Below are 24,672 nucleotides of genomic sequence, written 5' to 3' on the forward strand. Positions count from 1 at the left end.
GAAAATGCTCTACTTCAATACGGTGAATGACACCCGTAAATGGATATGTTTAGTATAAATTGCAAATATACCAATTGTCAACAATTTTAAATATGTCCGTTACTGCCCTCTAGAGATCCAATTGACGGGAGGTCGTCCTTTAGCAGAATAAAGAGGTATATCATTTGATATACCCCTTTGTCCATTCTATTTGAACTGGAACCAGGTTAAATTTGCAACTGTGGTTGAATCTGACTTCACAAAAGTAACATATACCGTATGGGTTCCTACCGCTGTCCCGGCAGTAATCGGGATATTCTTGAGGGACCATGACTGCCATCCGCCGGTGCTTTCTGCTGTCCAATAACCCAGCATAGTGCCTGTAGGGCTGTCCAAGTGGAATTCGATTCTTCCGCCGGAGTTAGCAGATGCAACCTTCAGATCAATACTTGTTTTAGCTGTACTGCCAAAGTCTACGTTTTTAAATGCGATATAGTCGCCATTACTTCCTCCGCCAACATCCAGCCCGCCGTCAGTGCTTGACTCATAGGATATAACACCTGAACTAAGGTTATAGCCTTCCGCTTCAAATTTCAATGTGTTGAATTTTGGCTCTGCCGCATAGCTGTTCGTATCTGTTATTTTCAAATCCGCCAAATTATTCACCGCAACTCCACCGACGCGAACATTGTTTAATGTCACTCCGGAGACCGTAGAAGTGTCACTCCAACCCTTCATTATTGAAACTTCGCCCAGAGCGCGTAAATTGATATTATTATAGACCACATTTTTGATCGGACCGGTTTTTGCCGAAAGATCAAACCATCTGGAGTGAACACCGGATCTTGGCCAGAAGCCTTCTACATCTATATTATCAAATACGATGTTCTGTGCTGCTGGAGTCCCATAGAGATGACCTACCGCTAAAGCGCGCCAGCATCGGTATACAAAAGAGTTTTTAACCACGATGCCATCCTGAAGCTGTTTCACTCCATCTCCAACCTTGAATGCTCCGCATCTGCTCCAAGCCAAAGCATCATCCACAACTACATTGGACTGGTTTTCAGGAGTTCCAGGCCAGTTGGCAGCTATATCCGTAGTTGCTACATCCCAGGTCTTAAAGGAGTAGGTGTCATCCTCCGATACTGCAACAGTGTGCTTGATGAGTACATTCTGGCTCTCTTGGATGTCTATTGCATCATTTTCATAATCAAGTTCATTGTTGTTGAAGTGCTTGGTATTCTGGAAGGTTACGTTATTGGATCTGGTAACGATTGTAGCCCAGCCACCGCTGTCTCTTATGGTTATGCCGTCAACCGTGAAGTTGCTGCACTGCAAGGGTACAAGAATATTGTTCAGATAATTGTTTGTATTTCTCATATAATGGCCATTACCGTCAATCGTTCCCCTGCCGTATATCTTAATATTGTTGGCATTGGTTTCGGTATAAATAAACCAGGTCCCATCCTTATTCAGAGAATTCTTATGAAAATGGGTGGTGTAATCGCTTGGATTTCCTGAACCCCTTATAACAGAACCACCCTCCAGATAAACCGAAACATTGCTTTTTAGAACAATGTTACCGCTCTTGTACACGCCGGCTGGAACGTATACGATACCGCCGCCTGCTGCGTTAGCCGCATTGATGGCATTCTGTATGGCAGGTGTAGCCAAAGTGGCACCGGTACTGTCAGCACCGTACCCGGTTTTAACATTGTATATCCCTGTACCGGATGACGCCGGAACATTGGTTTCAAGAGCATCTGCCGCGATAACCAGATCCTTCAGGTTATTAATTTTAACGATAAGATAGGTTGGTGATGAAAGTGCAAAGGTAAGTGTATTTCCGCTCTTTGTAGCCGTGATTCCCAAAGCTTTGGGAGAAATATTATAGGTATTGATGGGCTCGCTTGCTGTTATTGTGATTGTAGTCGTGCCTGAAAAAGAGAAATTACAATAATTATAGTTTACAAATACCGCCGAAGTGTCGATTACCGGTATATTCGTAGAGTCTGCTGTTACCGTGTATTGACTGGTCGTGTTATAGATCGACGGTAATGGATAGCTTACAATTGTACCCGCCGCGCTTGCTGTCAAAGGAAAGACAGGTAACAGATTGGCCATACAAAAAATTAATAATGCACTTAATAACTTTAACTTCCTTAACATAAATAAACACCTCTTTCATCTTTTTTAGAAAATACTATATATCCCTTCTGTATTCGCTTACAACCTGATTATAGTTTGATAGGCGTATCCGGATAAGGCGGGTAATCCCACATTAAGGGCAGATTTCTGCAGCAGCTTTATACAGAAAAGAGAGGCTGCTGAACAACATCATCACAGAATAGCAAGCAAAAGCGCAAAAATAAAGACGCTGCGGGGAGTAATTCCCGAGCGCCTTCTTGCTTTCTTTTATGTCGAATTATCACCTACTTCAGCTCCAGCACCGCCACACTTTCCACATGCACCGTATGCGGGAACATATCCACCGGCGTAACCTCCACCGTCCGGTAGCCCCCGTCCTCCAGCACCCGCAGGTCGCGGGCCAGGGTGGATGGGTTGCATGACACATACACGACACGCTCCGGCTGCATCAGCAGGATGGTCTCCAGCAGGCGCGGGTCGCAGCCCTTGCGCGGGGGATCGACGACGATGACGTCCGGGGTGATGCCCTGCTCTTTCCAGGCCGGGATGACATCCTCCGAAGCGCCGACTTCGAACTTCACGTTGTTCATGCCGTTCAGCTTCGCGTTGGCGCGGGCGTCCTCGATGGCTTCGGGCACGATTTCTACACCATACACCTGATCCGCATGCTGGGCAAGGAATAGGGAGATGGTACCAATGCCGCAATACGCATCAATCACAGTCTCTTTGCCGGTGAGGGCAGCGTATTCCAGAGTTCTGCCATAAAGCACCTCGGTCTGCGCCGGGTTCACCTGGTAAAAGGACCGTGCCGAGATCGCGAACTGCACCTCGCCAATGTAGTCGTAAATGACCTCGCTGCCCCACAATACGCGGGTATCGTTGCCGAAGATGACATTGGTGCGCTGGGTGTTGATGTTCTGGCAGATGCTGACCACTGCCGGAAGCTGCTCGCGGATACTGCCGAGCCAAGCGTCCAGATGCGGGATATCCCGGCCGTTCGTGACCAGCACCAGCATCATCTGGCCGGTGCGGAACGCCTTCTTCACCACTACATGGCGGAGCAGGCCGCGGCCGGTCTCTTCGTCATAGGCGGTGATGCCCAGCTCACGGCCGAGGCTCTTGACAGCAGCAACGACCTTGTCGTTGTCCTCATGCTGGATCAGACAAGTCTCCATGTCGATGATCCGGTGACTGCCTCGTGCATAGAAGCCGCCGACCAGACCGCCTTCGGTCACCCCGATAGGCACCTGGGCCTTATTGCGGTAGCGCCAGGGCTCGTCCATGCCGAGGGTGGGCAGCACGCGGATGCCTTCGCCTTGAGTCCCTGATGCACTTGCCGCATCTGCACCCGCCGCACCCGCCACTTCCAGCTTTCCGATCCGCTGCAGGTTGTCCACCACCAGCTGTCGCTTCCATGCGAGCTGCGCGGTGTAGTCCATATGCTGCAGCTGGCAGCCGCCACACTGATCATAGATCGGGCAGGGCGGCGCGATGCGGTCGCTGCTGGCCTGCACCAGCTCCAGCAGCTTGGCGTAGCCATACTGCTTCTTGGTCTTGAGCACTCTGGCCCGGACTCTCTCACCGGGAAGAGCGCCCTGCACAAATAGGGTAAAGCCCTCTACGCGGCCTACCCCTTCACCTTCATGGGTCATGCCGATAATATCGAGCAGGACCTCATCATTCTTATTCACCGGCAGTCCGGCGACAGGGGCCGCCCCTTGCTCCCGGCGGCTTGCGCTGCGCCTGCTGCGTTGTTTATTCATGTGTATAGGTTCACTTCTTTCATGTTCTTCACGATTAATTCTGCGCAAAAATCTGCAGATGCTGCGGCAGGATGCTGAAGTTGCCCGGCAAGGTGCCGCCCAGCTCGCCGTCCAGGTTCAGCTGTACGTAGCCGGGAGAGGTTACCTCCATGGCATCGGTGCGGAAATGGATAACCTTCTTGTCATTCAGGTGATCTCCGCGAATGGTTAGACGCACCAGCCGGATGAACTCGGCCAGGTTGCATTTCTTAACGGCAATAACATCGAGCAAGCCGTCATCGATGCGCGCACCCGGAGCCAGCTTCTCGAAGCCGCCGACCGAATTCGTATTGGCAATCAGGAAGAGCATGAACTCGTCATGGATCATCTCCTGGCCGTTCGCGCGGATGTACAGCTCTTGCGGAGCAAGGCTGGCCATCTTCTCGATCCCCTTCAGGTAATAGGCAAGCTGACCCATCATGGTCTTCAGCTTGCTGGGGACCTCATAGGTCAGCTCCGTCAGTTGTCCGCCGCCTGCTATATTAATGAAGTAACGGTCATTGGCTTTGCCGAGATCGATCAGGCGCGCTTCCTGACGCAGAATCAGGTCGCAGGCTTCCTCCCAATTCTTCGGAATGCCCATGGCCCGCGCGAAATCATTCGTCGTTCCCAGCGGCAATATGCCGAGCGGGGGAAGGTTCGGCTTCTCTGCCATCCCGTTAATCACTTCATTAAGCGTACCGTCGCCTCCGGCAGCTATGATCAGATCATAAGTGCCGCGTTCCACAGCTTGGGCTGCAGCCGCAGTAGCATCGCCCTCTCCCGTTGTTGCATGGCAGGTAGCTTCGATACCGCCCATATCCAGCCGGTCTAGAATATCGGCGAGTCTTCTTTTCATTTCTTCCCGACCAGAAGTGGGATTATAAATCAATCTCGCAGTTTTCATTACCGGAACGCCACCTGTTTATATAATGGATAACTTTACTGATTATACCCAATTCTGTACCCCACAAGCAATGTCAGGGGCCAGCTACATTACCCGCTTACGAATTAACGCTGACCCTCAAGACGCTGGAGCGCTGCTTCCACCTGCCGCTGAATCCAGCGCGGCAGCAGCGGATGCGGCAGCAGCGTCTGGCCGGAGTAGGCATAATCGAGCCCCTCCAGCCGCTGCGGAATAACCACTTTGGTGAAGTACCCCTCACTCAAAAAAAGCGGAGCCACCAGTACATCATAGCCCTGCTCCTGCCAATGCTCCACCCGGCTTCTTACACTGTCCGGGTTCAACAGCCCGTAATCAGCTGCAGCCAGCCCGCTTATCTCCCGTACCCGCGCGGCAAGTGAAGAGATGCCCTGCTCCCAGCGCTGCCGAAAGCCGTCATGCCTGCTGCCGTGTCCGACCAGCAGCACCATCTCCCGCCCGGGATGCTGCGACAGTTCCCGGAGCTTATCCCACAGCATCTGTGCAATATCGGGATCGTCATCGACCGGATATCCGTAATGAACCTTCGCGGCAACCCTGAACGGCGCAAGGTCGGTCTCCCGCTCAGGAACCGGCTTAGCGCCCAGCGCATACTCTATCTCATCGACATGCGTACTGCCGGAAGACACAAACAAGGGGATCACAATAATATCTGTGACCCCTGCATGTTCCAGCTTATCAATTCCATCTTGTATCAATCGTCCTTCTACCAGCTCAAGGAAAGCCACTGCCACCGGCAGCTCCTCCCGGAGCGTGAGATGGCTCACTGCCTCATCTACCATCGACACCCAGGCCTGATCACGGGAGCCGTGACTGATTAACAATACACCCGGAACCATAAATTATCGGCCCAAACGTTCCAGCGTAAGCTTATAACCGTCATTGCCGTAGTTCAGGCAGCGCTTCACACGGGAAATTGTGGCCGTACTGGCCCCCGTCTCGGCTTCGATCTGATTATATGTAGACCCCTTGCCCAGCATCCGCGCAACCTCAAGGCGCTGTGAGAGCGATTGAATTTCGTTCACTGTGCACAGATCATCAAAGAATACATAACATTCTTCCATATTTTTCAATGTTAAAATAGCCTCAAATAATTGATCGATACTTTTATCGTTTAGCTTCTTTAGCTGCATCGCCCTATCATCCCCTAAACATTAACTTAATGTGACTATCTTGCCTCTACTATATTGTACTGGAGCACATTTTTCAAGCATTAACGGTTTCACGCTGTAAAGAGTGAAATCGATGGACAAACGTCCACCCCAGGCGCACACCATAACCAGGGTTAACCCGTCTCTACTTCCGGCTCCCAGGTTAGACCGCCTTACTCATAGTACTACAAAACCGTGCGAAATCAAGCATGGACACGGTTTCTTCACTTCCGCCTGCCGCTCTATAGGCATCCGCCCTTTTCCGCTAGTATCCCGGTTACCCGGGCATTCGTCTATACCGTCTGTTCGCCCATGACATACAGTATAGCAAACCACTAACGAAGGAATGTGATCCTATGCCTCAGCATTACTATAATCATTCCCGCCAGCAAGGCCGTTCACTGGCTGAACCTTACAATCCGTCACCTTACCCGGGACTATCTGCTTATACACCTGCCCCGCTTCCCGGAGAACCTGAACTGCTGCCTGCTTACGGCGCTGAAGTCACCGATACGGCACTCGCGCTCCCTGCTGCAGAAGCCTCTACCGCGAAGGCCGGAGGCCTGCTTGGCGGACTCGGCAATCTTGGAAGTCTGGCGAATATGGAACAGATCAAGGGCATCGTTGACCGGATGGGCGGAATTGACGGAATCGTCAATACCATGGGCAAGGTGCAGAAGGTGATGCAGGGCTTCTCACAGATGGCTCCGATGGTGAAGCTTATGATGGGCGGGTTCGGCAAAGGCAAGGGAAGCGGAGCGGGAGAGCTCGCCGCCGCAGAGGATGCAGCCCTCTATAGCCCCAAACGGCGCAAAAAAAGACGCCCCGCCGCGAAGCGCCGCAATACCACCTCCAAGAAGCGTAAATCCGGTGGGCCTTCCTCCGTTAAGCGCCGCCGTTCCTAAGCGGCGGCGTTTAACGCGCTTTTCTTCTACTTAAACCAGCCGCTCCGCCGGAACCAGCCGAACATCCCGATCCCCAGCACCAACATAAGCAGCAGCACTGCGAAATAGCTGTATTTCCATTCCAGCTCCGGCATCACCCTGAAGTTCATTCCATAGATTCCGGCGATCAGCGTCAGCGGCATGAATACCGTGGTAATCACCGTGAGAGTCTTCATAATGGAGTTCATCCGGTTGGAGTTGAGCGAGATATAGCTGTCACGCAGGTCGGCGGTCATTTCCCGGTCAACTTCAATCATGTCGGTCAGCTTCAGCAGATGATCGTAGATATCGCCGAAGTAGACCCGCTCCTCGCCGTTACTCTGCACATGCTGCGAATTGACGATCCGGTACATCAGATCACGCATCGGCACAATCGTCCGCCGCAGCTTCAGCAGCCTTCCGCGCACATTGAAGACCTGGCTCATCAGCTCTTCCACCGATTCGTTGCCGCCCTGGCTCTCCAGATCCGCGAGTTCATCCTCCAGCGTATACAGGGACGGGAAATACCTGTCGACCAGCTTGTCCATCACGGTGTAAGCAGCAGCCATCGGCCCGCCTGACCAGCCCTTGCGGCTATGAATCTCAGCTTTGACCATCTGCCACGCTTCCTCCATCTCCGGCTTGTCCTGATGATGGTAGGAGACGAGAAATTTCGGGCTGAGGAACAGGTCGATCTCTTCGGCCTCCAATGTCCGCTCATTCAGCGAATGCAGCACGAAGAACTGCACATCCTCGTAATAATCCAGCTTCGGCCGCTGCAAAACATGCATACAGTCTTCAATCGCCAGCGGGTGAAAATGAAAATACGTGTCCAGCCTCAAGGTTTCTTCCTCCGTCGGCATAGCGAAATCCGCCCAGATCCAGGCATAATCATCCAGGACAATATCCTGAAGCAGCAGATCGGTCAGTATCTCGCCCGCATGCGTAACGGCAAGTGTTCGTATCATAATATAAGTCCTCCGCCCTATGTAGGCAATCCGCAGCAGAGCCGCGCTGTTCTAGTTGCTTCCTCCTATTGTACAGCATGTCTGCGCAAAAAAATAACCGCCAGCCCGCTGACCAGCGCTCCGGAGGTTTCTTGGTCTTGTCTTTATAGTTGACGGCGCCATTTACGGCGAACGGCCCGGTCCGATTTTCCAATATATATAGCTTATCGGCCCAAGCCCTCCAGCACCTCCAGATGCAGCACCTGCAGGAATTTCTTAATATTCACCTTCACCTTGCCGCTATCTCTGCCCTGTTCAATCTCCTTCATCTTCAGGCGCACCTCTTCGAAGTCGAAATACAGCGGCGCATAATGCTCGAACTTCGGATTCCCGTAATCCGTCAGACCAATGGACGCGAGACTTGTCAGACCTGCCGCCAGTGCGCGGCGCAGACGCTGTTCGATGGCCTTGACCTCTTTGGCTGCTTCCGCAGGCACCGGTCTGTACTTGGCAGCGGTCCGCTCGTACAGCTCCTTGAGGGATGGAAGACTTCCGCTGTTCCCTTCGGCTATCGCCAGCTCCATGATCGTGATAATATCACGGCTGCCATTCTCCGAGATCATGCCCATATTCATCAGAATTGGCTGGACAATCTCCTTGACGGTACGCTTGCCAGGCGGCAGCTGCGGCAGTCCGAACTGCAGACCCTCCAGCTTACCCAGCGTCAGCTTGATCTCATCCAGATAACGGCCCATGGCGTAACGTTCATTCACTTTATATAGTACAGATTCCACTTCAATCTTGTTGATCGGCTTGCGGATGAAGAATTCAATTCCGCTCTTGTAGGCGCGGCTCACCATGTCCCCGTTCTCAATCTGCGAGATCATTACGAATTTGGAGCGGCAGCCCTGTGCCTGAAGAGAGAGGATGGTCTCAATCCCGTCCTGGTCCGGCATCAGCAGATCCATCAGCACAATGTCCGGGGTCTCGCTCAGGATCAGGGCTATCCCCTCCTGTCCGCTCTCAGCAGTACCCGTCACCTCACCAAGCCCGCTGTCCTCAATAATATGCTGCAGCATTCTTCTCGCCGACGCGTCGTCATCTACAATACAGAATGATAGCGGCATCCTCTATTCCTCCTTCCGCAGCTTAATGCTCGGCACTGTAATCTGGAACATGGCTCCACCGATATGCGATACCGGCTGAACCGTAATGCTTCCCTCGAACATATTCACTATATCCCGTACATGAGAGAGCCCGATCCCTGTGGCAGCGATGCCCTCTTCATCGAATTTCGTGGTGAAGCCCGGCTCGAACAGCAGATCGAGGTCACGCTTCCCGATGCCTGTCCCGTTATCGTTCACTGTCAGAATCGTCATGCCGTCCTGCTCATAAGCGTTCAGATGGATACTGCCTGTCCCTTGGATGACTTCTACCGCATTGGCGGTGAGATTGTTAAGCAGGGTCAATAGAGGAATGTAGCTGTCGGTTGTGTAATCGGAGGTGATGTGAATATGGAATTTGATCTCTTTACCTAGCATTTCTGCATATTTGGCATTGCTCTTAACCGCGAACCGCAGAATATCCGATAACGGCATGTCCCCGTTCACCTCACGCTCCACCAGCTTCACCAGCCCTGCCAGAATCCGCTGCGAATCCTTCTTCACCTCATGGAGCTGCTGGGTGATATCCAGCACCTGCCGGCTGTAACGCCCCGTGCCTTCCCCGTCCTTCAGCTTGGTGTACAGCTCGAAGCTGTTCAGCGTTACCTGCTCCAGGGTGCCTATGGACTTCTTCAGATAGAACACTTCCCCGTACAGGCCGGAGCCGAATCCGAGCATCTGCTGGGTCCGCTCCTGCTGCTCTCGCTCCCGGATACGCAACTGGCTGACAGAGATACTGCTATATACCCCGGTGGTGAAATACGTACGCAGGACGGCAATCGCCATTAGGTACGTCCACTCGTTCAGCCGGAAGGTAGCCGAATCCAGTACGATCAGCCGGGTCAGCAGCTCCATTTCATTCGACAGGAGATCGATCAGCGCGGCAACCGCGCCCAGCACCAGCGGATGAAACGTATCGATCCGGCTCTTGATGACACGCATCAGTGCGCCGAACACCATGTAATAGATCATTGCCGAGCAGTGGCTGCTGAGGCTCTGCTCTACCGTCAGTCCGCTTCCCTCCACCATATCCATCGCAGTCCGGAACAGCAGCACGACCACCCCGGTAACACAGCCTGTGCGGATATACGGCAGCTGCCTCATTAACAGCAGGAAGAGGAGAAAGGCGCTGCTGCCCATGGCAATCCGGAAGATATCTCCGTCAAACGGGTTGATCTTGAATTCCCCGGCTACCGCAGTAACGGCGGCCACCAGCAGAATCTGTACCGCCTTCATTCTCAGAATCGATTGTCCCATCGCCACTGCTCCTGCCTAGAGAGGTTGACAACTATAGTATCATAGCCGCACTGGCTTGAATATGGCTTAATCCTCATTGCTCTTAGTTTATACCACTCTGTGCTCAAGCCTTCTGGACAGCAGCGACAGCAGGTAATTGACGACAAAATAAATCAAGGCAACCAGCGCCAGCGTAGGGATGGCATAGCTGTAGCTGTGACCGATGACAATGTTGGCATTATGCATCAGCTCCGGCAGGGAAATCACAACGGCGAGTGATGTATCCTTCAGCAGGGAGATGAACTGGCTGACCAGTGGCGGAACCATCCGCCGCAGGCCCTGGGGAAGCACGATATGCCATAAGGTCTGTACACTGCTGAGACCAGAGGAACGCGCCGCCTCAATCTGTCCCTTATCGATCGACATTAAGCCGCCGCGGACAATCTCGGCAATCATCGCCGCTTCGAAGATGGTTAGGGCTGCAATGGCTGCAGTAATCAGTCCGAGCTTGATCCCGACCTCCGGCAAGGCGAAGCGGATGAAGAAGATGATCAGCAGCAGCGGCAGATTACGGATCAGCTCCACCAGGTAGAACATGACCGGAGACAGCACCGGCACCTCCGAATAGCGGATGACGCCAATAACACAGCCGATAATGAAGCTCAGGAAGATCGATACAAAAGCAACGATCAGCGTCACATACAATCCGTCCAGCAGAAACTTCAGATTATCGGCAGAGTATGCACCTATGAAATCCATAATAGCCCTCCTTTAGCTTCAGATGTCCTTTTATGATGCTTCTTAATATTTGCGCTGCAGTCTGCGCTCCCAGATCCGCACGCCGTAGCTGAGCGGAAGCGTAAGCACCAGATAGAATACCGCTACGAAAATGTAGGTGTCGAAGGTACGGTAAGTCTCAGTAGAGATCCCGTCGGCGAAGTACATCAGATCAAGACCGGCCACCAGAGTCAGTACCGAGGAGTTCTTAATCAGGTTAATGAACTGGTTGCCAAGCGGCGGGATCACCAGCTTGATCGCCTGCGGCAGAATGATATGCAGCATCGTCTGTATGTAGCTGAGACCGGAGGAACGTGCCGCCTCCATCTGTCCCTTGGGCACGGCCATAATTCCGGCACGGATCGCTTCGGCGATGAAGGCCGAGGTATATACGGCGAGTCCGATCGTTCCTGCCTTGAAGCCGTCCAGCGTGAAGCCCAGGGCGGAAGGCCCGTAATAGAAAATATACACAACCAGCAGCAGCGGGATGTTGCGGATGAACTCCACATACAACGCGCCGAACCAGCGCAGACCCTTGACTGAAGTCATGCGGAAGACGGCAACGACCGCGCCGATCAGGAAGCTGCCGATCAGGGCCAGCACACTGGACAGCAGCGTACCGTAGAAGCCTTCCATATACAGTCCGAAGTATCTCGTTAATATTGAGAAATCCATCAATGTTCACCTGCCTTTACCTGTAGATGAGTTCGTTCCTGCCCGGCATGACCGCCGTTCCTACAAACAAGTAGAAACGGCGTTGCCCTCCTTGGAAAAGGCGGTACCGTTTCTACGAGAATTTCGTGTGAAACCCGTTTATACGTTCTTACCTTGAGGGAAGCAAGCTCTTGCTTGGAACAGGCTTATTTAGCCGGAGCTTTACCAATCCACTTCGTATAGATGGCATCATACTCCCCGTTCGCCTTCAGTTCAGCCAGTGTATCATTAATCGCCTTAACTACATCCGCGTTGCCTTTCTGGACCGCAATGCCGTAAGGCTCATCGGTGAATGGCTTCCCTACTACCTCAAATCCGGGGTCTTGTGAGGCCATTCCGTACAAAATTGCATCATCGGTAGTGAGCGCGTCGCCCTGACCCGCCTTGAGCGCACTGAAGGCATCCTGATAGTTATCGAATTCAAGCACGGTTACGCCCGGCACCTTCTCTTTGATATTCTTGATCGAGGTCGCCCCCTTGGAGCCGAGGATCTTCGTATCCTTCGTAACGCTCTCCAGGCCTGTAATCGCGCTGCCCTTCTTCACCAGCAGGGACTGGCCGGCCTGGAAATAGACGTCAGAGAAATCGACTTCCTTCTTGCGGTCCTCCGTAATGGTCATGGTAGCCACCACCATATCGATCTCGCCGTTATTCAGCATCGGAATACGTGTCTTGGAGGTGACCTCCTTCAGCTCGATGGCATTCTCGTCACCGAGAATTTTCTTAGCGATGGCCTTGGAGATATCGATGTCGAAGCCTTCCACATTGCCGGAGGCCGGGTCCTTCAGGCCGAACAGGCGGGTATCGAACTTCACGCCGACGAGCAGCTTGCCGCGCTCCTTGATCTTGGCAATGGCCGCAGAGTCAGCGGCTGCTCCTCCGGCAGCGTTGCCGCCTGCCGCATTGTCGTTCTTGCCCTTGTTGTTGCCGCACCCGGCAATGACCAGCATGGCCGCAATCATCAGCACACTTAACACCTTGAAGCTCTTGGACATTTTCATTTCGTTTCCTCCCCGGATTCCTATATATTTAGTTTAGTGGCTTAATACACGGCTGAGAAAAGTACGCGTCCGCTCTTCCTTCGGACTGGCGAAGAAGGCTTCCGGCTCCGCCTCTTCCACGATCTGCCCCTGATCCATGAAGATGACCCGGTCCGCCACCTCGCGGGCGAAGCCCATCTCATGGGTCACAACGACCATCGTCATGCCCTCGCGGGCCAGGGCGCGCATGACATCCAGCACCTCTCCGACCATCTCCGGGTCCAACGCCGAGGTCGGCTCGTCGAACAGCATAATCTTCGGCTTCATCGCCAGCCCCCGGGCAATCGCCACCCGCTGCTGCTGTCCGCCGGATAGCTGGGAAGGATAGGACTCTGCCTTGTCGGCAATGCCGACCTTCTCCAGATAATACATTGCGGTCTTCTCCGCTTCCGCTTTGCTTAAGCCCAGCACCTTGACCGGGGCCAGCGTGATATTATCTATGACTTTTTTGTGCGGGTAGAGGTTGAAGTGCTGGAAGACCATTCCGATCTCTTTGCGCAGGGTATTGATATCTGTCTTGCGTTCGTTTACAGTTATACCGTCCACGGTTAATCCGCCGCTCGTGATCGTCTCCAGACGGTTAATGCAGCGCAGCATCGTGCTCTTGCCGGAGCCGGAAGGACCGACTACAACAACGACTTCCCCTTCCTGAACATGCAGATCAATGCCCTTCAGTACATGGAATTGTCCGTAATGTTTGTCTACCTGATGAAAGTCGATCAATGGCTAGGCCTCCTTTGTCTATTCGGGTGTTTGTCAGCAATGGTAACACTTAAAACAAACCTTACTTCAGAGACTACCAAATCCTACATAATACTACGCAAAATTCATTTCTCATATGTTATTTTCTTTTAATTATGTGATGTATTTCATTTTCTTTTTATGCCTATTAACATTTTTTATCAGTTTCGTGTAGCCTTTTGTGACATTCCTCTCTTGAAAAATCAAATAACCTCCGCTTAGGCCGAGGCTTACCGCTGAACGCAAAAAAAGATGTCCTAAAGCCATCCATGGCTTCTGCGACATCTTGTCCAGGCAATCTATTCTATTCCAGCCCTAGAAGAAGAGCTTGAAGATCACTCCAGCCAGCAAGGCGCTGATCGGAATCGTAATGAACCAGGTAACCACGATCCGTCCGGCTACTCCCCATTTGACAGCAGAGAAGCGCTTGGCTGAACCTACACCGAGAATCGATGAGGTGATCGCGTGGGTTGTACTTACCGGCAGATGCAGCAGCGTAGCCGTGAAAATAACAGAGGCCGCCGAAATATCCGCTGCGAAGCCGTTGATCGGCTCGATTTTGAAAATCTTCGTGCCCATCGTCTTAATAATCTTCCAGCCGCCGATCGACGTTCCGAGTGCCATGGATGTAGCCGCTGCAATCTTAACCCAGAGCGGAACCTCCATCGTATCCAGCCGTCCCGAGGTGACGAGGGCAAAGGTAATGATCCCCATCGCCTTCTGCGCGTCATTCGTACCATGGGTGAAGGATTGCAGTGCGGCCGTCACGATCTGCATCGAACGGAAGCCCTTGTTGACCGTGTGCGGACTCTTCTTCGCGAAGATCCACTTCAGAATCGTCATCACAATATACCCGATTACAAAAGCGATCAGCGGGGAGAAAATCAGCCCCTCTACGATCTCAATGAACCCGCTCCATTTGATATGCTCTGTACCTGCCCCGACATAGACCGCCCCGGCTAACGCACCGATAAGCGCATGGGAGGAGGACGAAGGAATACCCAGCCACCAGGTCACAAGATTCCAGATAATTGCCGCAATGAGCGTCGCTGTGACAATGTCTATCCCGTTGTCCAGCAGGGTCGGATCGGTAATGCTGCCCCCGATCTTCTTCGCCACGCCGGTGAACATCAAGGCGCCGATAAAGTTCATCGAAGCGGCCAGCATGATGGCTGTACGCGGCTTCAGCGCACGGGTTGAGACAGAGGTAGCAATCGCATTGGCGGTATCATGAAAGCCGTTGATGAAGTCGAACGCCAGCGCAAGAAAGATAACAAAAGCTAGTACATATATAGATGTATCCATATTTGAGGCCCCTTATGAGTTACGCATGATGATCGATTCCAGCATGTTGGCTACGTCTTCACATTTATCCGTGGTGGTCTCGAGCCGCTCATACAATTCTTTGCGCTTAATCAGCTCAATCGGGTCCTTCACAGTCTCGAACAGGGCCTTGGTGCAGATACGCAGGACTTCGTCGCCCTGGTTCTCCAGATCATTCAGACGGATGGTGTATTCGCGGATCGCCAGCAGCTTCTTCTGGGAGAGCAAATGAACCGCCTTCTGGATCTCGTATGCACTCTGGCGGAGAATCTCTGCGAACTGGACAATATACTCATCCGCATCCAGCAGGTTATACATATAGAAACGCGAGGCAGAAGCCTCCAGCCCATCAATGACATCGTCCATGCTTGTAATCAGATCCATGATGTCGTCCCGTTCCAGCGGCGTAATGAACGTCTTGTTCAATTCCTTGATGACAGTATGTGTGTAAGTATCGCACTGGGATTCGTATTTCTTCATCTCCCCGGCGAAGTTCTCCACATTGCCCTGGAGAGTCGAGATATTCTGAGCGAAATAATCCGCCGCCTGAACAATGGTGTCAGCCATGTTTTCCAGCGTCTCAAAGAATATATCCTTTTTTCTGAGCCTCATTAGCTTTATACCCCTTTACATGAAATTGCCGTAAAAAAATGCAGCCATCCAAATGTAAACGCATGAAAATGAATGACAACCCTTGTTATCTTATCATATCGACAGAAGGGATAGAAGACAAAAAACCGAACTTTTTTACACTATAATAACAATTCCCTGCAACTTACGAAAATAATCATCCGAACATTCAATCTCCAGCCGGAATTAGGGGGATGCAGGCGCCTGCGCGTATTCGAGATGACTGCTGAACGAAGGACTGTTCGGAACGATCAGAATATGGGTAATCCCCGGGAACATCAGCGCCTCTTTGCCGTCCTTCTTCACGAACCGGATGACGTCTCCGGGGCTGCGCGACCACTTGCCGTTCATCGCTACACCGCGCTGTAACAGCACTGCTTCTCCCCCCAACTCCGTATCCACCTGCAGCCGGCCGACATCGTCCAGCACCTTATGATCCGAACCCATCACGATGATGTTTGCCGCTTCCACCGGACGGTTATTATTCAGATCGAGATGCGGCTTGCCGTTCACCCAGCGGGCGTATGTGCGCTGCTCTGCGTTATAATGGTACCCGACATTGTAGCTCTTCAGCAGGAAGTTCACACCCAGCGCAAGCGCCGGGGTGCCCTCCACAGGAATGTACTCCGGATCATGGAAAAGAAAACCCGGTACCTTCACGCTCTCCGCATAACCCAGCTTCACTGCCCCCTCCCGCAGCTTGGCGGCATTGCTGTACAGGTTATGCGGGGCCTTGCGTTCCTTGTCCCGCCAGAAGTAGGCCCCCGCGCGGCCGATTTCGTCCATATCCGCCTTCTTCTGCCGTTGCAGAATGGCATAGGCATCCGGACTGCCTCCGGCATGCACCGTTATGCCGCCATAGCTCTCGCCGATATCCAGCAGGTAAGGGCGGATACTGCGGATCGGCCCAATCTTCACCACCCCGGCATGACTCTGAAAGATACCGATCAGCCGGGTAATTCCGCCTTCGGCCAGCACCTCGTACAGAATATCCGCCTCGCTGATCCCGGACTGCGGGCGGGCCGCCGGGGCATTATTGATCATGACCGCGAGCGGCCGGGGCAGGCTCTCCTCCTCAACCGGCAGGCCTGTTAAGCCGGAGACTGCTCCGGCGGCAGGCTCAGGAGAGGGGGACTGTACCACCTCTGTCGGCTGTGGCTCCAGGGTAGGCGCTGCTGTTGGTGCAGACGTGGGTACGGGCACAGGGCTGGCCTGCTCGTTACTGCAGGCAGAGAGCAGCACGGCGGCAAGGACCAGAGCAGATACAGGACGGGATACATAACGGTTCACCGATATAGACACGTTGTTCCTCCTAATCGTAAGTTACAGCTTGCTTCTCTCGATTCTCTTCTATGAAACTCGCTTCCTTTATTTAATCATAGCTGGCAGAGTTTGTCTTGAGTCAAGTGGAAACGGCAGCACAAAAAGAGTACAGCCCTTATAGCAGCTGTACCCTCTATTCATTCCTATATTAATCAAACGACCAGCAGTTCAGGCTGAGCGTACCGTATTGGTAGGCCTGAATCATTAACTGTGCCGCTCTGCCTTCATCGGCTGCACCCATTACGTAGAAGAGCGGGATGAAATGTTCCTTGCCGTAGGTTGGTACGGCCTCCCTCACATGCGGAGCTTGCTTCTCATACGCATATAGGGAGGGAAGATCCCAGGCCGCAAGCCGCTCTGCAATCCACCCGTCGAAGTCAAGCGCCCATTGCTCCGGCTGATCCTTCTGCTTCAGCAGCCTGAGGTTATGCACCAGACCGCCGCTGCCGATCAGGAGGACACCTTCCTCACGCAGCGGAGCAAGCATCCGTCCGATGTTGTACTGCTCCTCAGGCGAGCGGAGCGAATCCACGGATAAGGCCACGACCGGAATATCCGCCTGCGGGAACATGGTCCTCAGGATGACCCAGGCACCATGATCCAGCCCACGGCCCAGCACGGGCTGATGGGGCAGATTACTATCCTTGAACAGCTCCGAAATACGGCTGCTGAGTGCGGGATCACCTGGAGCAGGATAACTCAGCTGATACATCTCTTCCGGGAACCCGTAGAAATCATGCTGCGTTTCATGCTGTGCGTCCACTGTGATCAGCTGCTCGGGACTGTCCCAATGAGCTGAGAAGATCACAATGCCGCGGGGCTTCCCCAGATCCGAACCCAGCCGCTGCAAGAAACGCGTATAGTCGTTATCCTCAAGTACCAGCAGCGGGGAGCCATGCGCAATGAAAAAGGCTGGTAATTTCATAGGGTAAGAGCCTCCATTTCCGGTATGGTCTTCCCCTTTATTTTACAGCTAATTCCCAGCCATTGCGAGTGCCGTTACCGCTCCTATATCATCCAGTTCTGCCATTCCTCCTGCAGATGCTCCTGCTGGTTCATCCAATCCCGGGTACGCTTCAGCACCTGCTCCTGCGCCGGACCCGAAGAGAAGGTATGATCGCCCTGGAAAATAATCTCCTTGTCGCACCGTCCTTCCGGCCGGGTCCAGAACAGCTTCTGGTAGAGAAACGCATAATCTACAGGAATCACATCATCGGAGGTTCCGTGGATGACCAGCACATCGCCGCTGAACTTCCCGGCTTCCTGGAACGGCTGGAAGGCAGCCAGGGAATTGAAGTATACCGGCGTGAACGAATAGCCGGCGTAATCTGCTGAACCGCTCTTCACCGACCGGTCGAAGGCATCTCTGCCAACAATCTTGACGATATCATTGAAGGGATAACCGACAGCTGACCACAGTACAAGGTTCTTCACCCGCCGGTCACGGACACCGGTCAGCAGCGCCACCGCACCTCCCAGACTGTGTCCGATCAGCGTTACACGCTGCGGGTCCACATCGGCCGAGCTGATGCCGTAATCCAGCACCGCCCGGGTCTGCCCGATCATCGATTCCATATCCTCGCTGCCGTAATCACCGCTGCTCTCCCCGCAGCCCGCATAATCAAAGCGGATTACCATATAGCCATCCTGTGCCAGCTCACGGGCTGCCTTGACGAAGATCCGGTCGACACCGATCCGGCTGCCCACGAAGCCATGGCAGATCACTGCAAGCGGCACCCGGTTCTTGCACCGACCTGTCCCTGCCCGGTCTGCGGCCGGATAATGTATGCTCGCTGTCAGTTCCTCTCCGTTATGCCGGATGATGATATTCCGTTCCATTGCGGCGTCCTCCCCTGAATGGCTGATTTATTTTAAATTATAATAATTCCGATTAACTTAGTATGATTAATATCTCTATTATAATATCTGTGCTAATTTGTTGTCAATACGCATGAAGCCCGCCGCTTACGTCAGCCCTACCGGAGAAAAGGCCCCTTCCACTCCCGCAGGAGCAAAAGAGGCCCATACCCGCTTAGGCATCACTCAGTCATAGCTGTCGTGAAACATGTCGTGTGTCTCCTGCCGGCCTTCCCAATCCCCGAGCCCGTTCTCCTGGCCCTGCCCCGCAGCATCCCATAGGCTGAAGCCGTCAGAATTGCCCCAGTCCCCCACATCATTAGTCGGTACAGGCGTGGTGCCGTCGTTCACAGCCTTGCCGGGTTCCTGCTTGTTTTCCTGTTCCATAACGCTCCCTGCCTTCCCTCTAGCTATAGTTGGTGAAGCCACCACCTCTTCAGTGTTTACTCTTCCAAAAGGATTATTCAGACCTTCGTGAACGAACGTTGTCCTTGCACACGGCTGGTGCACAAACGTATACTCTAGGTTGAAGGTATCCTGATCACTCAATGCTGGAGGTATAGGTCCACACTATGAAAGTCAAAGCTATGATTAAGCAGAACAACCTGCTGCGGGAGCAGATGACGCCGTCTAACCGCTCTTATTACGAAGATATGATTCTGGCGATGCGCGCCAGTTCAGTAGATGCTGTACGTGCAGAGGAGCTGCTGCTGGAGGCGGCTGAGCTGCTGCTGAAGGGACAAGCCAAGGGCAAGAATGCCAAGCAGATTTTTGGCGAGAAGCCCGGTGATTATTTCAAGGACGTGATGGACAGTGTCCCGCCGCGCATACCGCGCAGCCGGCTGAAGAACTCTATGATGATCTCCTGGTCCGCTCTGACCCTGCTGTTCGGGACAATGGGCATTGCCGGCCTGATTACACAGTGGAGCGGCGGTCCGCACGAACTCTTCGGCCAGCTCAGCCTGTTCACGCTGGTCGTTGTCGGCGCAGGCTCCATCCTGCTGGTTGAGCTGATTATGAAATGGATGGCCTCCCTGTCAGAGGATGACAGTCCGAAGCCCAAGACCTTCGACATTAAGGCCCTGGGCATCTACATCGGAATTGCTGTGATTGCGGTATTCGCCGGCATATTCCTCGATAATCTGTTCCCGGTGATTCCGGTCTCGCCCTGGGTCAGTCTGGCTCTGGCCGCTGCCGGAGGGCTGGGGCTGAAATTCATATTCTTCCCATCTTAGAGGCTGAAACCCACATCTATTCCACACAGGAGGAGACTCGAATGAAAAAGCATGCCGTTCTATCCGCCGCAATCGCCCTGCTCATAGGGCTTCAGGCAGGCGCAGCCGTCCCGGCCGGTGCCGAAGGCAGCGGAAGCAGCCGGACAGGCACTTCCGGTGCAACTGCAAGCGCTAAGACTGCCAGCCATGCAGAAGCGGTCTATAAGGGCGCGCTGCCGCTGCTGTCCAGCGGTAACCTGCCGGGCGCCGTTGCCTATATGAAGACGAAGCTATACGCAGTCACTCCTTATCAGGCGACTGTATTGACGCTGAAGCTGGAGAACCTGCATAAGGCGCTGCTGCCCTCCTGGGAGAAGAAATTCAGCAGCAGCGAGGTCCAGCGGAAGCTCCTCACCGTCTACAGAGGGGGAGTCAGCATGGAGAAGCTGGCTGAGAGTACGGATAACGCCGCCTTGCGCGCCCTGCTGCAAAGTGCGGGAGAGAGCGGGTACAAGCTGGATACCGCCGAGGGCAGCTTTTACCCGGTGATTGATTATGCGGCTTACCGCAAATATAAGCCTTATGTAACGGAGGATATCAGCAGTTATATTTCCATTATGGCGGCTGAATCAGATCTGCCTTCTTCCAAGGATAACGGGCTGATCATTGCTTGGGGCGAGGTAGCCGACCGTGCGCTGACCCAGGAGAAATTCATCCAGACCTATCCCACATCCAACCGGGTACAGGCCGTCAAGAAGCTGTATAACCAGTATGCTGTGAACACCTTCTACGGCCAGAATAACACCCCGCTCTTCCATTACGATAATCTGGAGATGGATCTGGAGGCGCAGAAGGCCTACACCAGCATCCTGGCCAAGAACAGCAGCTCTAGTGCCTTCCTGCAGAAGCTTGACGGCTTCATGAAGCTGATGAAGAGTAACGGCTACCTGCTGGACGATGCGGCGGAGCAGTATCTGAAGACTGAGGTGCCTCAGCCGTAGGCGGTTCAATTACATCCCATACAACGTGAAACAGCCCCGTCCAGACTTTGCTGGGCGGGGCTTACTTTGTCTATATGCAGCTACTCGCCGCAACTCAGATTAGCATACTGAACAGATTAACATCCTTGTTAATCTCCACGTAATCGACGCCCTTCTGCTTCATCCGCTCAATCAGCGGGGCGTAGGCATCGGTAGACATCAGCTCAATGCCGACCAGGGCCGGGCCGTTCTCCTTCTCATTCTTCTTCGTGTACTCGAACCGGGTAATATCATCATCCGGTCCGACCACCTCGGTCAGGAACTCGCGCAGGGCACCCGCGCGCTGCGGGAAGTTGACCATGAAGTAATGCTTAAGACCCTCATAGATCAAGGAACGCTCCTTGATCTCCTGCATCCGGTCAATATCGTTGTTGCCGCCGCTGACGATGCAGACCACGCTTTTGCCCCGGATCTGGTCACGGTACATGTCCAGTGCAGCAATGGGGAGGGAACCGGCAGGCTCCACCACAATGGCATTCTCATTATACAGCTCCAGAATAGTGGTACACGCCTTGCCCTCCGGCACCTTCACCACATCATCCAGCAGCTTCGAGCAGATATCGAAGGTCAGGCCGCCGACACGCTTCACCGCCGCGCCGTCCACGAATTTGTTGATCTCCTTCAGGGTGATGACCTCACCGCTCTGCATGGCCTCACTCATCGAAGCCGCGCCGCTGGGCTCCACACCAATAACCTTGGTTGCCGGACTCACCGTCTTGATATAGGTGGCTACACCGGCTGCCAGCCCGCCGCCGCCGATGGTGACGAACACGAAGTCCGCTGGCTTGTCCAGATTCTCCATCACCTCCATGGCAATGGTTCCGTTGCCGGCAATAATACGCGGCTCATCGAACGGGTGAATCAGGGTCATGCTATAGTCAATGCAAGCCTGCAGCGCTTCATCATAAGCATCATCGAAGGTATCCCCCTTCAGAATCACCTCAACGAATTCGCCGCCGAAGCGCCGGACCTGCTTAATCTTCTGATTAGGGGTAGTGCTCGGCATGAATATCTTGCCTTTGATGCCTAGTGCCTTGCAGGAATAAGCCACGCCCTGGGCATGATTTCCCGCGCTGGCGCAGACGATGCCCTTGGCTCTGTCTTCGTCAGACAGACTGCGGATCATATTATAGGCTCCCCGGATTTTGAAGGAGCGTACAATCTGCAGATCCTCACGTTTCAAGTATACATTACAGCCGTATTTGGCCGACAATACCGCATCCAGCTGGAGCGGCGTACGGACGATAACCTCCCGCAGCACATGGTGTGCGCGTACAATATCTTCCATTCCTACGATCCGGTTTTCGCCTTCTCTCATGTTTTCCCCGCCTCACTGTCTCTTTCTTATCGTTTCGCTTCTTGTAACATACTCTTCCAAGGACTTTTTTTCAACCCTTGTCCTCTCCACACACCATAACATCCACTGAGAGTGGAATTGTAGAAGCCTATACCTTAAACCTCGACACCGCACTCAGCAGCTGCGCCGAGCTGAGCTTGATCTCCTCCATCTCCGCTACGATGCTGCCGGACCGCCCGATGATCTGCTCTGCTCCGGCAGCAATGACTCCCGCTCCTTCCGCTCCCTCATTCGTCGCACTGCCTGTCTCGCTGATCGCAGTAAGCATGCTCTGGATGGAAGCCAGCAGCTCTTCCGAGGTGGCGCTGAAGTCCGTCACCAGCTCCTCAATATACCGGGCATCCTCACTGTACCGCTCTCCGGTCTCCTGCATAGCATCGTAGTCCTTCTTCACCTGGCTGTCCATGAAGCCAAGCATACTCTCCGCAGCCTCCACCAAATTGGACACCGCCTGGACTACCGCCCCGGTCACTCCCTGGATCTCAGTTACCGTCTCACGCGAGTTGTCGGCTAGCTTACGGATCTCCTCTGCCACTACAGCGAACCCCCGGCCCGCTTCCCCTGCCCTTGCCGCCTCAATGGAAGCATTCAGCGATAACAGGTTGGTCTGGGCAGCGATCTCTAGAATGGCGCCCGTAAGCGCGCTAATCTGCGAGATTGATCCCGACTGTTCGATGGCCGTGCGCAGCTTCTCTTCGCTAAGCCCGTACACGGTATCCGCCTGTGTGCGGGATTCCCAGGCTCTCTCCTTCAGCTGCTCCGCCCGTACGTTAATTTCTCCAGCGGCTTCCGCCCCCTCCTGAGCTTTGCGGGCAATCCCGTGGATCGCAGCCTCGATCTGGGTCGTGCTGGCATTCATCTCCTCCATCGAGGCGGCGGTCTGCTGCAAGCCTGCCGACAGCTCCTCCGTAACCCCCGAGATATCGGTGATGCTGCCATCGAGCACGAATACGTTCTGCTCTGTATTCTCCACCGCGCCCGAGATACTCTGCGAGCTGTGCAGGATCTCCTGAATCAGCGACTGCTGCGAGGCGATCATATCGTTGAAGCCCTCAGCCAACACCCCGATCTCGCCTCCAGCGGTTACCCTTGCCCTTACCGACAGGTCCCCCGCCTTCGCCTGCCCGAACGCAGCCGTGAGGAGCGGAAACTGCTTCAGGATACTGCCAGAGACCAGATACAGCAGGACAGACAGCACCGCAATCGAAACCATAATGGAGAGGAAGAAAATCAGCTCGAAGCGCTTCAACTCCAGCTCCGCATGCTTCTGTGGTACGATCAGCGCGACTGACCACTGGTTAGCCACAGCCGGTGAATAGGATACATAGCTGGGCTCGCCGTCTATGTCCGCCCGGATGACATTTGAGCCCCACTGCAGCATTTTATCGCCGACAGTCTTCCACGATCCGCCCAGATCAGCCATCTTCTTCAGCAGAATATAATCCGGATTGGGATGGTAGATGAAGGTCCCCGTCTCATCAATCAGCACGGCATAGCCGCTGCCTTTATAATGAAAAGCGCCCAGCGCAGCTGTAATCTGCTCAATCGAAATATCTGCACTCGCCACACCGATCAGCTTGCCTGAATCATCAAGCAGCGGGGTGCTGACACTGACGACCATTTTGCCTGACCCGGCATCAATATAAGGATTGGTAATCGTTACACGCTTGTTCGCAGCCGCAGCGGAATACCAGCTTCGCTCCTTCAGCACGTAGTCTGCCGGAGGCTCGAATTCATCCTGGGTAATCACCTTATTCACCGCATCCAGACCTATGTATACATTGAGCAAATTCTTATTGTTGTTCTTGATCAGGTTCAGCGTCTCGATCAGCTCCGTGTACCCGTCCGTAGTCTTCAGCGTCTGCGCATCCTTCACCCTCAGAATGAAGTCGCGGAGGTAGGCGTTGGCATTGAGCAGTGCCACACTGTCTACAGCAGGCTGCAGCAGGTCGTTGACCTGCACACCGATCGCCCCTTTCTCATACGTCAGCGAGCTCTTCAGCCCGTCCACGATAAGCTCCTTGGCATTGCTGTAGATCACTACAGACACCGTCATGAAAATAACCACCACAGACAGAATCACTGACAAAAACAGCTTGCCGCGAATCCCCATATTACGAAGTGAGCCGATAAGCCCCCTCTCCCTGACCTTCTTACTCTTTCCCAGTGCCATAGACCCTCCCACCTTCCATGTATAAAGACCCGGGGAGCTGTCCCGGATCTTCTCTGTCTTTTCGACTTATTTCTGCAAAAAATCCCTTTATCCCTGTACCGTTTTCCCATAGGCTGTGAAATAAGTGTGTCCATGTAAGGTATTTTCTCATAATTATCGAGTTAAGCCTCTTATTTACCCTTATCACCGCTTATTCATGTCAGGTTATTTGC

General features: G+C 53.5%; 23 protein-coding genes. 3 read left to right on the forward strand and 20 right to left on the reverse strand.

Annotated elements, in window-relative coordinates; all coding sequences use genetic code 11:
- Window positions 1-186: 186 nt before the first annotated feature.
- From MHH78_RS33040 to MHH78_RS33060, 5 genes are all read right to left on the reverse strand, one after another.
- Window positions 187-2,148 (reverse strand): carbohydrate-binding protein, encoded by a 1,962-nt coding sequence (locus tag MHH78_RS33040; protein ID WP_341170214.1) that lies wholly within the window; start codon window positions 2,146-2,148, stop codon window positions 187-189.
- A gap of 263 nt (window positions 2,149-2,411) precedes the next feature.
- Complete coding sequence (gene rlmD / locus MHH78_RS33045; RefSeq protein WP_341170215.1) at window positions 2,412-3,890, reverse strand: 23S rRNA (uracil(1939)-C(5))-methyltransferase RlmD; 1,479 nt, start codon at window positions 3,888-3,890, stop codon at window positions 2,412-2,414.
- Between the two features lie 34 nt (window positions 3,891-3,924).
- Window positions 3,925-4,815, reverse strand: coding sequence for a diacylglycerol kinase (locus MHH78_RS33050; protein ID WP_341170216.1), 891 nt, complete (start codon window positions 4,813-4,815; stop codon window positions 3,925-3,927).
- Between the two features lie 104 nt (window positions 4,816-4,919).
- Window positions 4,920-5,690 carry a sirohydrochlorin chelatase gene (locus tag MHH78_RS33055; RefSeq protein WP_076080212.1) on the reverse strand — a complete coding sequence of 257 codons (771 nt, stop codon included), beginning with the start codon at window positions 5,688-5,690 and terminating at the stop codon, window positions 4,920-4,922.
- A 3-nt stretch (window positions 5,691-5,693) separates the two neighbouring features.
- A complete protein-coding gene (locus MHH78_RS33060; RefSeq protein WP_019913624.1) occupies window positions 5,694-5,984 on the reverse strand; it encodes a YerC/YecD family TrpR-related protein in 291 nt (96 codons plus the stop codon).
- A gap of 374 nt (window positions 5,985-6,358) precedes the next feature.
- Between MHH78_RS33060 and MHH78_RS33065 the strand changes: the two genes are divergently transcribed.
- Window positions 6,359-6,907 (forward strand): hypothetical protein, encoded by a 549-nt coding sequence (locus MHH78_RS33065; RefSeq protein WP_036730899.1) that lies wholly within the window; start codon window positions 6,359-6,361, stop codon window positions 6,905-6,907.
- A gap of 26 nt (window positions 6,908-6,933) precedes the next feature.
- Here MHH78_RS33065 and corA read toward each other — a convergent pair whose 3' ends face one another.
- From corA to MHH78_RS33130, 13 genes are all read right to left on the reverse strand, one after another.
- Window positions 6,934-7,893: a magnesium/cobalt transporter CorA gene (corA, locus tag MHH78_RS33070; protein WP_036730901.1), complete on the reverse strand. Its 960-nt coding sequence runs from the start codon at window positions 7,891-7,893 to the stop codon at window positions 6,934-6,936.
- A 203-nt stretch (window positions 7,894-8,096) separates the two neighbouring features.
- Complete coding sequence (locus MHH78_RS33075) at window positions 8,097-8,999, reverse strand: response regulator (protein ID WP_341170217.1); 903 nt, start codon at window positions 8,997-8,999, stop codon at window positions 8,097-8,099.
- A 3-nt stretch (window positions 9,000-9,002) separates the two neighbouring features.
- On the reverse strand, window positions 9,003-10,292 hold the full coding sequence (locus tag MHH78_RS33080; RefSeq protein ID WP_341170218.1) for an ATP-binding protein: 1,290 nt from the start codon (window positions 10,290-10,292) through the stop codon (window positions 9,003-9,005).
- 87 nt (window positions 10,293-10,379) lie between these two features.
- Window positions 10,380-11,030, reverse strand: a complete 651-nt coding sequence (locus tag MHH78_RS33085) for an amino acid ABC transporter permease (protein ID WP_341170219.1) — start codon at window positions 11,028-11,030, stop codon at window positions 10,380-10,382.
- A 42-nt stretch (window positions 11,031-11,072) separates the two neighbouring features.
- Window positions 11,073-11,723: an amino acid ABC transporter permease gene (locus MHH78_RS33090; RefSeq protein WP_341170220.1), complete on the reverse strand. Its 651-nt coding sequence runs from the start codon at window positions 11,721-11,723 to the stop codon at window positions 11,073-11,075.
- 185 nt (window positions 11,724-11,908) lie between these two features.
- Complete coding sequence (locus MHH78_RS33095) at window positions 11,909-12,763, reverse strand: glutamate ABC transporter substrate-binding protein (protein WP_340944348.1); 855 nt, start codon at window positions 12,761-12,763, stop codon at window positions 11,909-11,911.
- Window positions 12,764-12,796: 33 nt separating this feature from the next.
- Window positions 12,797-13,525, reverse strand: coding sequence for an amino acid ABC transporter ATP-binding protein (locus MHH78_RS33100; protein WP_036693252.1), 729 nt, complete (start codon window positions 13,523-13,525; stop codon window positions 12,797-12,799).
- Window positions 13,526-13,858: 333 nt separating this feature from the next.
- Window positions 13,859-14,848, reverse strand: coding sequence for an inorganic phosphate transporter (locus MHH78_RS33105; RefSeq protein WP_036730908.1), 990 nt, complete (start codon window positions 14,846-14,848; stop codon window positions 13,859-13,861).
- A 12-nt stretch (window positions 14,849-14,860) separates the two neighbouring features.
- Window positions 14,861-15,478 (reverse strand): DUF47 domain-containing protein, encoded by a 618-nt coding sequence (locus MHH78_RS33110; RefSeq protein ID WP_036730910.1) that lies wholly within the window; start codon window positions 15,476-15,478, stop codon window positions 14,861-14,863.
- Between the two features lie 204 nt (window positions 15,479-15,682).
- On the reverse strand, window positions 15,683-16,798 hold the full coding sequence (locus tag MHH78_RS33115) for a DUF3048 domain-containing protein (RefSeq protein WP_340825846.1): 1,116 nt from the start codon (window positions 16,796-16,798) through the stop codon (window positions 15,683-15,685).
- A gap of 169 nt (window positions 16,799-16,967) precedes the next feature.
- Window positions 16,968-17,744, reverse strand: coding sequence for a DODA-type extradiol aromatic ring-opening family dioxygenase (locus tag MHH78_RS33120; protein WP_341170221.1), 777 nt, complete (start codon window positions 17,742-17,744; stop codon window positions 16,968-16,970).
- A gap of 83 nt (window positions 17,745-17,827) precedes the next feature.
- Complete coding sequence (locus MHH78_RS33125; RefSeq protein WP_036730916.1) at window positions 17,828-18,658, reverse strand: alpha/beta hydrolase family protein; 831 nt, start codon at window positions 18,656-18,658, stop codon at window positions 17,828-17,830.
- A gap of 204 nt (window positions 18,659-18,862) precedes the next feature.
- Window positions 18,863-19,063, reverse strand: coding sequence for a hypothetical protein (locus MHH78_RS33130; protein ID WP_076080196.1), 201 nt, complete (start codon window positions 19,061-19,063; stop codon window positions 18,863-18,865).
- A gap of 185 nt (window positions 19,064-19,248) precedes the next feature.
- Between MHH78_RS33130 and MHH78_RS33135 the strand changes: the two genes are divergently transcribed.
- Together MHH78_RS33135 and MHH78_RS33140 are read left to right on the forward strand one after the other, a co-directional pair.
- A complete protein-coding gene (locus MHH78_RS33135; protein WP_341170222.1) occupies window positions 19,249-19,911 on the forward strand; it encodes a DUF1129 family protein in 663 nt (220 codons plus the stop codon).
- 41 nt (window positions 19,912-19,952) lie between these two features.
- Window positions 19,953-20,891 carry a hypothetical protein gene (locus tag MHH78_RS33140; RefSeq protein WP_341170223.1) on the forward strand — a complete coding sequence of 313 codons (939 nt, stop codon included), beginning with the start codon at window positions 19,953-19,955 and terminating at the stop codon, window positions 20,889-20,891.
- Window positions 20,892-20,985: 94 nt separating this feature from the next.
- On the opposite strand, the gene ilvA is transcribed toward MHH78_RS33140, so the two are convergent.
- Together ilvA and MHH78_RS33150 are read right to left on the reverse strand one after the other, a co-directional pair.
- Window positions 20,986-22,248: a threonine ammonia-lyase IlvA gene (gene ilvA / locus MHH78_RS33145; protein ID WP_036693275.1), complete on the reverse strand. Its 1,263-nt coding sequence runs from the start codon at window positions 22,246-22,248 to the stop codon at window positions 20,986-20,988.
- A gap of 127 nt (window positions 22,249-22,375) precedes the next feature.
- Complete coding sequence (locus tag MHH78_RS33150; protein ID WP_341170224.1) at window positions 22,376-24,460, reverse strand: methyl-accepting chemotaxis protein; 2,085 nt, start codon at window positions 24,458-24,460, stop codon at window positions 22,376-22,378.
- Between the last annotated feature and the right edge of the window lie 212 nt (window positions 24,461-24,672).

The sequence above is a fragment of the Paenibacillus sp. FSL H3-0333 genome (genome assembly GCF_038002805.1).
In the GTDB taxonomy this organism is placed as follows: Bacteria; Bacillota; Bacilli; order Paenibacillales; family Paenibacillaceae; genus Paenibacillus_AQ; species Paenibacillus_AQ silagei.